The organism is Bradyrhizobium sp. CSA207 (assembly GCF_029051685.1).
In the GTDB taxonomy this organism is placed as follows: Bacteria; Pseudomonadota; Alphaproteobacteria; order Rhizobiales; family Xanthobacteraceae; genus Bradyrhizobium.
Genome location: NZ_JAACFT010000060.1, coordinates 14,461 through 27,486, shown reverse-complemented (window position 1 = coordinate 27,486; position 13,026 = coordinate 14,461). Strand labels below are relative to the sequence as shown.

General features: G+C 58.5%; 8 protein-coding genes and 3 pseudogenes. 9 read left to right on the top strand and 2 right to left on the bottom strand.

From position 1 onward, the window contains the following. The 3 genes and pseudogenes from GWG65_RS38195 to GWG65_RS38185 form a co-directional block, all read left to right on the top strand. A pseudogene (locus GWG65_RS38195) lies at positions 1 to 359 on the top strand (ISAzo13 family transposase); the annotation flags it as partial. A 344-nt stretch (positions 360 to 703) separates the two neighbouring features. Further along, a pseudogene (locus GWG65_RS38190) lies at positions 704 to 1,328 on the top strand (integrase core domain-containing protein). A gap of 530 nt (positions 1,329 to 1,858) precedes the next feature. Continuing rightward, complete coding sequence (locus GWG65_RS38185) at positions 1,859 to 3,385, top strand: porin (RefSeq protein WP_275200543.1); 1,527 nt, start codon at positions 1,859 to 1,861, stop codon at positions 3,383 to 3,385. Between the two features lie 271 nt (positions 3,386 to 3,656). Here the strand turns inward: GWG65_RS38185 and GWG65_RS40560 are convergent, their stop codons facing one another. Continuing rightward, entirely contained in the window at positions 3,657 to 3,971 is a 315-nt protein-coding gene (locus GWG65_RS40560) for a gamma-glutamyl-gamma-aminobutyrate hydrolase family protein (RefSeq protein WP_342760709.1), read from the bottom strand. 228 nt (positions 3,972 to 4,199) lie between these two features. Then, positions 4,200 to 4,566: pseudogene (locus GWG65_RS38175) on the bottom strand (Dabb family protein). A gap of 832 nt (positions 4,567 to 5,398) precedes the next feature. On the opposite strand from GWG65_RS38175, the gene GWG65_RS38170 reads away from it, so the two are divergent. The 6 genes from GWG65_RS38170 to GWG65_RS38145 all read left to right on the top strand — a co-directional run bounded on the left by GWG65_RS38170 (position 5,399) and on the right by GWG65_RS38145 (position 12,984). Then, a complete protein-coding gene (locus GWG65_RS38170; protein WP_275200542.1) occupies positions 5,399 to 6,547 on the top strand; it encodes a Xaa-Pro peptidase family protein in 1,149 nt (382 codons plus the stop codon). Positions 6,548 to 6,568: 21 nt separating this feature from the next. After that, the gene (locus tag GWG65_RS38165; protein WP_275200541.1) at positions 6,569 to 7,732 is read left to right on the top strand and encodes a M20 aminoacylase family protein; all 1,164 of its coding nucleotides are present in this window, start codon (positions 6,569 to 6,571) and stop codon (positions 7,730 to 7,732) included. A gap of 708 nt (positions 7,733 to 8,440) precedes the next feature. Further along, positions 8,441 to 8,665 carry a hypothetical protein gene (locus GWG65_RS38160; RefSeq protein ID WP_275200540.1) on the top strand — a complete coding sequence of 75 codons (225 nt, stop codon included), beginning with the start codon at positions 8,441 to 8,443 and terminating at the stop codon, positions 8,663 to 8,665. Between the two features lie 191 nt (positions 8,666 to 8,856). Next, positions 8,857 to 9,513, top strand: a complete 657-nt coding sequence (locus GWG65_RS38155) for a gluconate 2-dehydrogenase subunit 3 family protein (protein WP_275200539.1) — start codon at positions 8,857 to 8,859, stop codon at positions 9,511 to 9,513. 2 nt (positions 9,514 to 9,515) lie between these two features. Beyond that, the gene (locus GWG65_RS38150; protein WP_275200538.1) at positions 9,516 to 11,279 is read left to right on the top strand and encodes a GMC family oxidoreductase; all 1,764 of its coding nucleotides are present in this window, start codon (positions 9,516 to 9,518) and stop codon (positions 11,277 to 11,279) included. Positions 11,280 to 12,081: 802 nt separating this feature from the next. Continuing rightward, on the top strand, positions 12,082 to 12,984 hold the full coding sequence (locus GWG65_RS38145; protein WP_275200537.1) for an alpha/beta hydrolase: 903 nt from the start codon (positions 12,082 to 12,084) through the stop codon (positions 12,982 to 12,984). Positions 12,985 to 13,026: the final 42 nt, after the last annotated feature.

The window sequence follows — 13,026 nt, the reverse complement described above, 5'->3', positions numbered from 1 at the left end:
AAGGTCGAGCTTCAAAAACTGGCGGACGAGCTCAAGTTGCCGATCACGGTTTGCCACCTGCCGCCCGGCACCAGCAAGTGGAACAAGATCGAGCATCGTCTCTTCTCCTTCATCACCATCAACTGGCGGGGAAAGCCACTGCGTAGCTATCGCACGATCGTCCAGCTGATCGCCGCGACCCAACAGATGCCGGCCTCAAGGTGCGCGCCGAGCTGGACGAAAAGAAATATCCCAAAGGCGTCAAGGTTTCCGATCTCCAGATAGCTGCCATCAACCTCACCCGCCACTCGTTCCATGGCGACTGGAACTATACGATTTCACCTCATCGAAAAAATCATCGTCCAAAACGAATTGACTGAGCTATTTATGGACGGGCCCTTAGAATTGCCTCTCCAGTGCTGCGCCGTTGTTCCTTGTATGGCGCTGAGTGACCTCTCGGTTAATTAAGACTGCTAAAGCTGATGTCCTGAGAGGACGCCTAGTTCTGCAAGAGCCGAAATTACAAGTTTGATGACCTCCGTTGGCGAAACAGCGCAGCTTGTAACAAATCGTCGGGTCTTGATGGAGCGCTGCGGAAAGCTTCGCTCCGTTAAAGAAAGCGCGTACCTCCTTTCGGAGCGCGGATCAGATGCCAATCAACGATCTCCATCGGGTGAACCGCCCCGGGATTGCCGGAGGCTCCAACTCTTGAGAGGATGGAGTCATGACGAGCAAGACGACGAACAAGTTTTCACCCGAGGTCCGGACCCGAGCGGTTCGGATGGTTCTGGATCACGCCAGCGAGCACCCGTCGCGCTGGGCGGCAGTGACGTCGATCGCGGCCAAGATCGGCTGCACGCCGCAGACGCTGCATGACTGGGTCAAGAAGGCCGAGGTCGATAGCGGGCAGCGGGCCGGCGTTCCGACCGACGCGGCCGAGAAGCTGAAGGCGCTCGAACGGGAGAACCGCGAGCTTCGGCAGGCCAATGAGATCCTGCGCAAGGCAAGCGCCTATTTTGCGATGGCGGAGCTCGACCGCCGGTCCAAGCCAATACGTCTCTATCAAATACACCGAACGCCTGGCTGAAGCTGGCATCGAGCCTTCTGTCGGTAGCGTTGGAGATTCCTATGACAACGCTCTCGCCGAAACCATCAACGGTCTCTACAAAGCCGAGGTGATCCATCGGCGCGGACCATGGCGCAGCTTCGAGGCCGTAGAGCTCGCAACACTGGAATGGGTGGACTGGTTCAACAACCGGCGGCTCCTGGAGCCCATCGGCAACATACCGCCGGCCGAAGCCGAGCAACGCTACTACGCCATGCTGGAACAACCGGCCATGGCGGCATAACTCAAACCAAACAGCCTCCGGCAATCCCGGGGCGGTTCAGGGTGACTACGAGCTATCAGGCTTGCAGGAGCCTGCAAGTGCAGTAAGAGAACCAACGCCCGAGCCGGGTCCCTGTTAGTGCATGATGACAACTTGCTGATCCCTAGTTGATCACGTGGTGCTTTCGATCTCGCGCCCTCCAGATTTCCCGAGAGTTGAATGTGGGCTGTTTGGTCCGATGCTTGTAAGTGCAGGAACGTACACATCGTACACTCCGGTTTGGCGTCGGTACGATGCGCACAGTTATGACGCGTTTTGAACACGTCACCGGTGAGCTGGCGCGCGTTGGTCCGTTCCGAACAAAGTTCGCCGCCCCGACACTACCGCAATCTGTCAAGATGACTCTGCGAGCGACGGAATAATCCGCATCGCGACGCTCACTGATGCGATCCATTGGTGGACGTTCGAGAATGGCCCTGCAGATCGAGAATCATCGGGGCGCGTGGTTGGTGTCCTCTGCAGCAGTTGAGGCGTCACTTCTGGGGACTTTCATGAAAATGGTGAAGAGCCTTTTGCTCGGATCGGTGGCTGGTCTGATCGCGGCAGGCGGGGCGCGGGCGGCTGATCTGCCCGTGAAAGCCAAGGCGGTCGAATACGTGAAGATCTGCTCGCTCTATGGTGCCGGTTTCTACTATATTCCGGGCACTGACACGTGCATCAAGCTGGGTGGTTATCTGCGCGTTGAAACCGCGCTGGCGACCAACGGCGTCTATGACGCGGCCAACAGCAGCGTCGCCGGCGCCCAGAACCGCCTGAGTAACTATTACACCGCTCGTTCCCGTGAAGACTTCAACGTCGATACGCGCACCGCGACCGAGTACGGCGTGGTCCGCACCTTCTTCGATGCGACCTTCTCGTGGACGTCCGGTGGCTACACCGGGGCTGGTGCCGGTCTGACCGGCGGATCGACCGCCTACAACGGAAGCAATCCTGCCGGAAGCGGCAGCGGTCAGGTCGCAGGCGGCTCGCTCGGTGTCTACTACGCGTTCATCCAGTTCGCTGGCTTCACGATGGGCAAGGCCGTCTCCCAGTTCTCCGCTCCCTGGCAGAACTATCCGCAGAACAACTTCGACGGTCTGCCCGGCGGCGGCGGGACGGTCACTGGCGTGAACCAGTTCACCTACACCGCTGACTTCGGTCAGGGCATCACGGCGGCGATTTCGGCTCAGGATCAGGTCGCTTACGGCCAGAGCAACGTCTGGAACGTGAGTGCGGCAACCGCAGCTGGTCTCGTTGCCGGTGCGTACGGTGCTCAGGACATCGGCGGCTCGCGCGCTCCGGACCTCATCGGTATGGTCCGTGTTGATCAGGCTTGGGGCCTCTTCCAGGCTTCGGTTGCGGCACACGACAATCACGCGGGCTACTACGGCGCCTCCGAGCCGACTGGGTATCCGGGTGACAAGTGGGGCTGGGCTGCTCAATTGGCCTTGTCGATCAAGAACATTCCGACTGGCGCGGGTGACACCCTCAACATCCAGGGCGTCTACACGAATGGTGCAAGCCGCTACAACTTCCAGGACCTGATGGGCACCACCTACGCCATGTACAGCGGTACTGGCTTGCCGGGCGCTTACCAGAGCCTCGGAATCGGCGGTCTGTCTGATAGCGTCTTCGTTGCTGGCGCTGGACAGGAACTCACCACGACCTATGGCTTCCGTGGCGGCTATGTCCACAACTGGGATCCGTACTGGAACACGGGCATCTACGGTGCTTGGGCTGCCGTTCGTTATAACGGCACGGCCAAGGGTTATATTTGCGGCGCGATGGCCACAGTTCTGGTCGCCGGTTCGACCTGCAACCCCGACTTCAACTACGGTGTTGTGGGTGTGATCACTCGCTGGACCCCAGTCAAGAACCTGACTTTCTCGGCCGACCTTGCCTACACGATGCTCGACCAGAAGTACGTCGGGGCGCTCGTTGCGCCGCTGCAGGCCACCATTGCCAAGCCCGGTGCGACCTACGAGCTGAAGGATCAGAACAGCCTGACCCTGCTGCTCCGCGCTCAGCGCAATTGGTGAGTTTCCATCAACGAGCGGAAGGAGAAGTAGGAACAGCTCTACACATGTAATCTAACCTCCACGAAGGCCTCCGGCATGCCCGCTGGAGGCCTTCTAACATGTCATCGAACTTTGAGGTCTCGTGGCAGTTACCCTCCGCCGAAGGCTCGCCTTGCCGCGTGCGGGCGGCAGCCTGTAAGTGTCACCAGGCGCGCCGTTTCAGGCATGTTCGGAAGATTGAGATGAATAGTCATGCTGATTGGCAGGTGTGCATGACTCGGATCCTCACAATCTAAAAGCACTTTGCCAGTTGCAAAAAATTCCTGAGCACTCCGTCGCCTTCTTCGGCAAGTATCGATTCCGGATGAAACTGCACGCCATAGGTAGGTTGATTGCGATGTGCGAGAGCCATGATCTCACCTTCTTCGGAACGCGCCGTTACCATGAGACGCGGCTCGCACGACTGATCGAGCTCGATGATGAGTGAATGACGACCTACGCGAATCGGTGACGGGATTCTCTCGAAAAGACCTCGGCTGTCATGGGTCACGTATGAGCAGCGACCATGGATTGGCCGACGTGCACGCGCTACCGTCCCCCAAGACATGAGGCAGATGCCGAGCATCGGGACTTGACCTGAAAGTTTCGCACCGCGGCTATGGATATTCCGGCCTCAGTTGGCGCGCAGGAGCCGGCGAGATAACCAGCGCACGCGGCCTAAGGCGAACAAGATCACGGACGTTGATCACGTCGTTACGGACAACCTCCGTTGCTTCGCTGCGCCAAGATAGCCGCGACACTGGCCTACCGATCCACAAGCTTTCGGGATCGACTCTCACCTAATTTCGCCGGCGGAGAGATGCGCCGAGCAACTTAGCTTATGCGGCCATTCAGGCAGAGCGCGGATTATACTTGTCGATACATCGTAATCGGCCGCTAATCGCAGCTCTCGGAGAGGGCGTACTCGCCTGATCGATTCCTGATAGAGCTCATGCGCCCTGCAAGCCGCGAGGTCGGCCTAGTTAGCAAAACTCGCCATAGACCACCACGTCAATCTCATTGCCGAGCTGATCATTCTTGCGATTGCGAGCAACCTCGAGCCGAGGCACTTGGGGAATTGTGGTGAGAACCGACAAGCCCTCGAATATTCGGTCGATATAGGCCTTATCCTTGGCAGTGAACAAAACGACGTGGCGAATCATGGATGATGATAGTGATCTAACGAGGCGGTCGAACTGCTATCTTAAGATCGAGACCACCGCAACGGGTGCGGATGCTTGAGCGCTGCCGAAGGACCAGCGCGATCGCTGTACGTGTTAAAATAACGATCTGAAGCAGAGACGCAGATGTCCCAACCGCACATGACTGTAGCCGATACAATTCTGTGGGCGCTGGGGCAATTGTGGCGGTCTTGGGCGGCGGCGATCAAGGTGAGACCTCGTATTGCCGCATGTAGCGATGTTCCCGATAGACCTATCCTGATTGTCGCGCCATACGGTCTTGATTGGTGTGCGTCAGCACACATTAAGATTAGCCAAGACATAGCCTTGGAGGGTTCTGGTTCAAGCTCGCGCTACGATTGCCGCCTCTCGCGCCCCCGCTGATCGCCCGATGAGCATAGCGTCAAAACATTGCTCGGCTGTTATGCTCGATCAAATGGGCTAGCGACGTGGTTGCAGGATGACGGGCCGACCCAATCCCGCCTTAAATTGTTTGGTCGGCCTCATACAAGCATAAATTTTGGCCAGAACTGCCGCAGCTGTGCTCAGGCTCAGCCGATCAAAATTGGCCACAACAGTTGGCAAAGGAATCCATTGAACCCGATTTGCGATCGCGGCGTCGTCGATATGCAAGACGTCCGCCATTGGTAGGCAGCCTCAGCACCCGCATTACAGCAGCTTGCGTGAACTTAGCTACGCTTCTAGCGGCTCTACCCAGTAAAAACGCAGAAATGCTGCAAGGTCGGTGCAAAAAATGTCTCTTACGAACGCGCGGGCAGGCCTAAGTTCGCCATAGAACAAAAGGGATAAAGACATGACCACAGACATTCCGTTTACCGGTGTTCCATTTCCTCGATCGGAATATGAGCGCCGACAAGAGAACGCGCTTGCGGCCGTACAGCGGGCAGGGCTCGACGCGCTTTTGGTCACCGCCCATGGCCATCTTCGGTACCTCACCGGATACCACGGGTATGGTGCGTACTTCGCGCCGTTCCCGCTAATTCTCACGCCAGGGCGGGCGCCGACATTTGTCGTTCGAGAGTTCGAAGTCGAGGGTGTTCGCGCAGAGAGCTGTATCGACGAGATGGTCGCCTATACAGAGCAATACGACTTTGCAACCGTGTGCGCCGACATCCTGCGTCGGTATGGGCTTCAGGGTCGTAGGGTTGGCTTTGAGCTAGGCTGCTGGAACCTTGCTCCGAACGATCTGAGTGCCCTTCAGGTGCGACTTCCGGATATGAAGGTCGTCGACGCGACTCGTCTCGTGGCGTCGGTTGCCGCCGTGAAAAGCGAGCTGGAACTTAAGACCATTCGCGACGCGATCGCTATAACAGATCTAGCTGTACGTACTTTTCAAAATTCACTTCGGGAGGGTATCACCGAAGTAGAGATGTCGACGATTCTCGACGCGGAAGTCAAGAAGGCCGGTGGCGAGCTCCGGCCCGCTCGTACCATTGTATTCGGGGAGCGAACGAAGCTGTCCCACGGAAGTCCGATGCCACATGCGATGGCAAAGGATCAACCGGCCATGATCGAACTCGGCGGTTGGAAGTATGGGTACGCCGTAGGATTGGTGCGGGGTGCTGTGCTTGGTGATCATTCTGATGCCGAATCTCTTCACGACTTGTCCGTTGAGGCCCTTGAGGCTACCATCGCCGCAATCAAACCGGGTGTCACGGCGGGTGAAGTGGATGCTGCCGGACGTAATGTGATTGTGCGGTCCGGGCGTCAAGTTCTGCGTCACCGAGTAGGATACCAAACTGGTATCCATTGGACCGAGCGTGGGAACATCAGCTTGGAGCCAGGTGCTGCGGACATCATCGAGGCGGGCATGACGTTGCACATGCCGCTCATCTTGTCTGGGGAGAGCGGCCACTTATTTGGCACGAGCGAGCACGTCTTGGTGACGGAGCGCGGCGTTGAAATACTGAGTCGTACCCCGCATAAGCTCTATCGTGCATAGTTCGTAGCTTGGGAGCTGGACATGCGCAGCGTTGAGACTTTCCGGGATCTGCAGAGCGATGCCACCGCGTGGCGTCGGTACCTCCACCAGAATCCTGAGCTCGATTATCGGGTGCACAACACCGCAAGTTTCGTAACTGAGAAGCTGGCTTCTTTCGGCATCAATCACATCGAGGCCGGGATAGCTGAAACCGGTATCGTCGCATTGATTCAGGGCGGGGGCGGAGACGGGCCGACGATCGGATTAAGAGCAGATATGGACGCCTTGCCAATCCTTGAGACGTCAAACAAGCCCTGGTCGTCGAAAACACCTGGCATGATGCATGCTTGCGGCCACGACGGTCACACGGCAATGCTGCTTGGCGCCGCCAAATATCTCGCCGAGACCCGCAACTTCAAGGGCTCCGTCGCTTTGATCTTTCAGCCCGCGGAAGAAGATGGACGGGGCGCCCAAAGGATGGTCCAAGAAGGGATCATGGATAGATTCGGCATCTCCCGGGTTTTCGGGATGCACAACACGCCGGGTATGGAGGTCGGCAAGTTTGGCATTTGCCATGGCCCCGTCTTGGCCGCGCTTGACGAGTTCGACCTTGTCGTGAAGGGCAGGGGCGGACATGCGGCTAGGCCGCATGAGACGGTCGACCCATTCGTCATTGCAGCACAGATCATCCTCGGCTTGCAAACTTTGGTGTCGCGCAACACGGATCCGCTCGACTCACTTGTAATATCCGTCACCAAGCTTAACGCTGGCATGGCGTACAACATCATTCCCGGTCAGGCTGAAATCTCTGGCACCGTCAGGAGCCTTCTCCCCCGCTTGCGAGACTTCGCCGAACGACAGATTGCGGCACTAGCGCAAGGAATAGCGCACGGGTTTGGTGGGGATATCGAGTTCAAGTATCGGCGGCTCGAGCCGGTCACCTTCAACCATGCGGAAGAGACAAATCTGGCAATTAACGCGGCGCGCAATCTTGTTGGCCCTGCCTCCGTGAACGACAAGATGAGGCCACGGATATCATCCGAAGATTTCGCCTACATGCTTGAGGCCAAGCCTGGTGCAATAATCTATTTTGGTAACGGGCCGACCGCTGCGCTGCACAATCCGGCATATGATTTCAATGATGAGGCATTGCCTTATGGCATCGGCTATTGGGTAAGCTTGGTCGAGACGGTGCTGGCTCCTTGATCGCCTCCACGACCCGCATGTTTCCCGGCTCTGGAGGGTGGGCGAGAGGCCGGCCGGTCGCTCCATTGGTATTGGTTAGTTGGAGCGGGCTTACTTGGAGAGGCAAGTTCGTCGTTGGTGTTGCCCGGTCCTGTCTGAGCGATGCTGCGCAATCCTGCGATGCGCGGATGGATAGCCAAGTAAGTCTGTGCTCGGTGCAGCGACGATCGCGAGGGCGCACGGCGGGAATTCCGGACGGCTTCGTCCTGATACCGATCTCAATCTGACGATGAGCGACTGAGCCGAGCGGACCAAGCGGTTGGCCGTACGTGCCCAATCTGGACTTCTTCTCGCAAGCGCTTCTGGAGCTCTGTGGTTGGCTAGCGCGCGCACCGACTACCGCGCGTTCCCGTGCAGCTGGCAGACTGCTGGACTTGATACCCTCGCGATGGATAACGGCGATGTTGTGGTGGGCGGCACCATGCATGCGTCGGTGGCTACTGCCCGTTGGCAGCCTACCAAGACTCGCGGGGGGTGTCGCGCCACCTCGTCGCGCTGCCGGACCACAGCTGGTCCGACAGTATAGGAGCGCACGAGCTATGAATCACGCAGCTGCTCGCCAGAGTCTCGCAGTATTTCTCCGATCTAAGACCATTGTTGCACCTTTTAATAGCCGCCAACCTATATTGTCTTACGAGGCTATCTCGGATCACGGCTTCGGAAATGGCAATGGGATTCCGGCGCCCTGGCGAGCACGAAGATGGCGCTTTGGCTCCAAAAGAGGAGCTTGTGGCGCTATCAACGGGGGCGTCGTATGGCGTGCGCATCATCGATCTCTCTAGTGAGACATCCTTGGGCATGCGTGCGTTCGCCGACTACGGCTCTGCCTTCATCAAGGACCAGGCGCCGGATCGCTATGTGTGGCACCGCTCCACGCAGCCATCGAGTCATTAAGATTGGCTCACTGCACCTGGGGTCGATTGCAACAGGCAGGGCATCGTGCTCGAAGTATAGGCGCGGCACTGCACAAAACGATTGCGTAGACCGGAGCGGGCACAGGCAGTGATGCCGCCTCACCGCCGACACTGAGCCGGGGAGATGACTTGACTGGGAGGCCGCAACGCGTTTTTTGAGGGGAGGCGCAAATGGAAGCAGAAGGGCAATCGAAAGTACTGTTGTATCTCTTGCCGCATGAGGCGAATTTCCTCGATGCTGCGGTGGAGCGGCTAATTCCGGCGGACGAACTGGGGCCTGGCGCGCGAGAGGCGGGCGCGACCTGCTATATTGACCGGCAGTTGTCTAGCACATGGGGTACGCACGGGCGCAATTACCGCGCGGGCCCTTGGCGCGAAGGCGCGCCCGAGCAAGGCTTTCAGTCGAGATTGACACCGCAGGAAATCTACCGCGTGGGTATCCGGGAAGTTGATAAGCACTGCCGCACCACGCATGGCAGCCCCTTCGATCAGTTGGCGCCCAGGACACGCGACGAAATCCTGAGAGCGCTCGAGCGCAATGAGATACAGCTGCCATCGCTCTCCTCGAAGCTATTCTTTGACATCCTGTGGCGCAATACAGAGGAGGGCTTCTTCGCTGACCCCATGTACGGCGGCAACAAGGACAAGGTTGGATGGAAGCTTCTCGGCTTCCCCGGCATGCCGTCCGGAGCGTATGTCAACCGCATCGGCGAAGCGCAAGCGTACCGAGCCGAGCCGGTCAGCATCCTCGATTACCAGAGAGGCAAGGTCCGCCTCGATGCTGAAGGTTTCGTGCGGCACATCGTGATCGAGAAGGAAGGGGAGTAACCGTGGTCCGAACAAAACTCAACCCCGTTGACGTTGTTGTCATCGGCAGCGGTGTGGCCGGTTCCATCATGTCTATGGAACTGGCCAATGCAGGCCTGCAGGTAGTCTGTCTGGAGCGGGGGCGGATGGTTGATCCCAACGTTGAGTTCGTCAAACCGTTCGTGCACGATGAACTCAAGTACGACCGCCACAACGACTTCTTCCAGAACCTCTCACGCGAGACCATTACGTTTCGCAACCACTCGGGCCAGACGGCTCTCCCGATGCGCGAACTCGGGTCGTTTAAGCCCGGCGAGATGGTGGGTGGCTCGTCGGCGCTCTGGGGTGCCCAAGCGAAACGCCAAATGCCATTTGATTTCGAAATGCGCTCAGCGCTCACGGCTCGATATGGGGAGGCGTTTCTCCCGCGGGATAGCACAATTCAAGACTGGGGTCTGACTTGGGATGAGGTCGAGCCCTATTACGACCAATTCGAGCATATTTTCGGCGTCGGCGGGAAGGCCGGCAACCTAAACGGCGAGATCCAGCCGGGCGGCAGTCCACACGAGGGACCCCGTTCGCGCGAATTTCCAAATCCGCCGACGCGCCGCACGCCGCAAGGCGCTCTGTTCGCCGATGCAGCTGGCGAACTGGGGTTCGTGCCGTATCAGTTCCCGAGCGCGGCAATGACCCAAGATTATCGCAATCTGTACAAGGTCATGCTGCCACGCTGCCGTCACGGCGGCTTCTGCACAAGCCACGTTTGCGCAGAAGGGGCCAAGGCGACACCGCTTACGGCGGTGCTGCCTGCGCTTTATCGCCAGAAAACTTTCCAGATGCGGCCCCTATGCAATGTCACACGGATTAACCTCGACTCAACAGGCAAGCTGGCGACGGGCGTTACCTACATCGATGCGCGCGGGGATGAAGTCGAACAGCCCGCCGGACTGGTGGTGCTGGCGGCCTACTGCTTCAATAACACGCGCCTGCTGCTGCTCTCCGGAATCGGCACGCCATACGACCCGCACACTGGCCGTGGGGTTGTCGGGCGAAATTACTCATTCCAGACTTGTGGAACTGTCTCCGTGTTCTTCGACGACAAGGATTTCAATCCATTCATAGGCGGAGGGTCGGTCCACACGGCGGCCGACGAACTTCTGGGCGACGTGCTCGACCGCGGCCCGCTCGAGTTTGTCGGAGGCGCGGTGATCGAGTCTAGTAATCAAGGCGCATTGCCCATCAAGTCAAAACCAGTTCCAGCCGGCACGCCGCGTTGGGGTAGCGAGTGGAAGAAGGCGGTTGCGCAGTATTACCGCCGGACAATGAACATCAACCTGATCGGCTCATGTATGAGCTATCGCCAGAACTATCTGGATCTCGACCCGACCTACAAGGATGCCAATGGCCTGCCGTTGTTGCGCATGACGTTCGACTGGCAAGAGAATGAACGCAAGATGCTTACCTACGCTTACGAACGCGCGCGGGAGATCGCTCGGGCGCTGAAGGCGTCGAGCCATTCCGCAGGAGCGGTGCCCAAGAATTACAGTATTGTTCCGTACCAGTGTACGCACAACGTTGGCGGTGCCGTGATGGGCGCCGACCCGTCCACTAGCGTCGTGAACAAGTACTTGCAGTCCTGGGACGTGCCAAACGTGTTCGTGGTCGGCGGCAGCGCCTTCCCGCAGAACTCTTCCCCCTCCCCCACGGCAACGATCGGCATGCTCGCCTGCTGGGCAGCGGACGCCATCAAGGAGACCTACGTGCGCCGTCCGGGACAGTTGATGTAGTTATCCTTAGCTTATGGGTATTGTTGCTACTGGTAAAGCGCAAGTGCATCGTTGAGTTGATCTTGAGGCGCGGTGGAGGTGGCGGGCATAGCGAGTGTTCAGGATCTCCAGCAAATCGTAGCGGGCACCGTAGAGTCAGGATTAGCTTAAGCGACTCGTCTTGTGCAGCGCGCAGTCACGTGGAGCGATATCGATTCAGCCGCGATAGCTTCCAGCGGATGGGCAAGAATAAGCCGAACGTCGCCATCACCGAAAGATTGCTGATTCTTCACTTCATCTGGAGCGACAGTACGTCATTCGGCGAGGCGGAGCTGATTAACTCGGAGATCTGGCCCGGTTCCAGAGGATCCGAGGTATTCTGGTGACTCGGTCAAACTTGCGCGATTGTCCGCAGACAGCTGCATAAAAACGAACCTTCGCTTCCCGAATTTCCGCAAGTCTGGAGCCGCAGCCACGGATCGATCAGTTGTCTCCGTTCACGCGGGTGGAAAGCGGCAACGTTTCCGGATTTGCGCTCATGAACGGCTAAAAGAGCGCAAATTTGCAGCGAAGCTACCTAATTCTGAGGTTAGTAACGTCCAGTCTGGCAGGGATGTGTCGAGAACTGGACGGCCGTAGATCAAGATTAACGAAACCCCTGTGATGAAAAGATTCAAAGCGGCGAGTGCGTAACGTTGACCAGAATTAGCAACGCTCCTCAAGAGGATTGGTAGACTGTTATGACTGGTAGATCGTTATGGGGGTCTTCGAGCGTTGGGAGCGATGCCGAAGTATCGGGCCGCGCAATCGCTGCGAGGCGCGCATGAGCGCGGGGGCAGATTTTTTTTCCGGCTTCGCGACGCGCACGATCGCGACGCCAGTCGCTTCGATCTTCGCTCGAGTCGGCGGAAACGGCCCGCCGCTCTTGCTACTCCACGGGTTTCCCCAGACGCACCTCGAATGGCGGAAGGTCGCGCCACGCCTCGCCGAAACGCATACTGTTGTGCTAATGGATCTGCGCGGCTACGGAGATTCCTTGGTCGTGCCGAGCGAAAATGGCGTCGCTTATTCGAAGCGCGAAATGGCCAGAGATGCGGTCGCCGTAATGTCAGCGCTCGGCTTTGAGCGCTTTAACGTGGTCGGACATGACCGGGGCGCCCGCGTTGCATATCGGCTCGCACTCGATGCGCCCGAGCGTGTCGAGAGGCTTGCGGTCATCGACATCATTCCGACCGGCGAGATTTGGAAAAGCATGGATGCAGCAGGCGCCGTCCAGCTCTACCATTGGCCGCTCCTCGCCCAACCGGCGCCGATTCCTGAGACGCTGGTTCGCGGCGCATCGATCGCGTGGCTAAAGCATATGCTGGCGAGTTGGACGGGGGACAAAAGCCTAGTCGCCTTCGACGACGCCCTCGATGCCTATTGTGCCGCATTCGACCAAGAATCGCGCATTCACGCCTTTTGCGAAGACTATCGAGCTGGCGCGACGATCGACCGGCGCCTCGACGACGAGGACCAAGCAGCCGGCCGCCGTATCGCCGCGCCCGTGTTGATCTTATGGGGCACGAAGGTCCGCCCGAGTGAAGGCGACGCTCCGCTCAAGGTTTGGCAGCGTTGGGCGGCGCATGCGGAAGGCCGCGCCATTGCCGGTGGCCATTTCCTGCCCGAGGAAAATCCCGCAGAAACCGCTGCCGCGCTTCTGGAATTCTTCGCCGTGTCGCAATGAACCCGATTGCAGCCCAATCGAGCGTGAAGTCGCCGCTATCGC

Coding starts and splice junctions, on each gene's coding strand:
- GWG65_RS38165 (WP_275200541.1), top strand. CDS start 6,569: ATGCGCAGCGTTGAGACTTTCCGGGATCTGCAGAGCGATGCCACCGCG.
- GWG65_RS38185 (WP_275200543.1), top strand. CDS start 1,859: ATGAAAATGGTGAAGAGCCTTTTGCTCGGATCGGTGGCTGGTCTGATC.
- GWG65_RS38155 (WP_275200539.1), top strand. CDS start 8,857: ATGGAAGCAGAAGGGCAATCGAAAGTACTGTTGTATCTCTTGCCGCAT.
- GWG65_RS40560 (WP_342760709.1), bottom strand. CDS start 3,971: ATGTCTTGGGGGACGGTAGCGCGTGCACGTCGGCCAATCCATGGTCGC.
- GWG65_RS38145 (WP_275200537.1), top strand. CDS start 12,082: ATGAGCGCGGGGGCAGATTTTTTTTCCGGCTTCGCGACGCGCACGATC.
- GWG65_RS38170 (WP_275200542.1), top strand. CDS start 5,399: ATGACCACAGACATTCCGTTTACCGGTGTTCCATTTCCTCGATCGGAA.
- GWG65_RS38160 (WP_275200540.1), top strand. CDS start 8,441: ATGGGATTCCGGCGCCCTGGCGAGCACGAAGATGGCGCTTTGGCTCCA.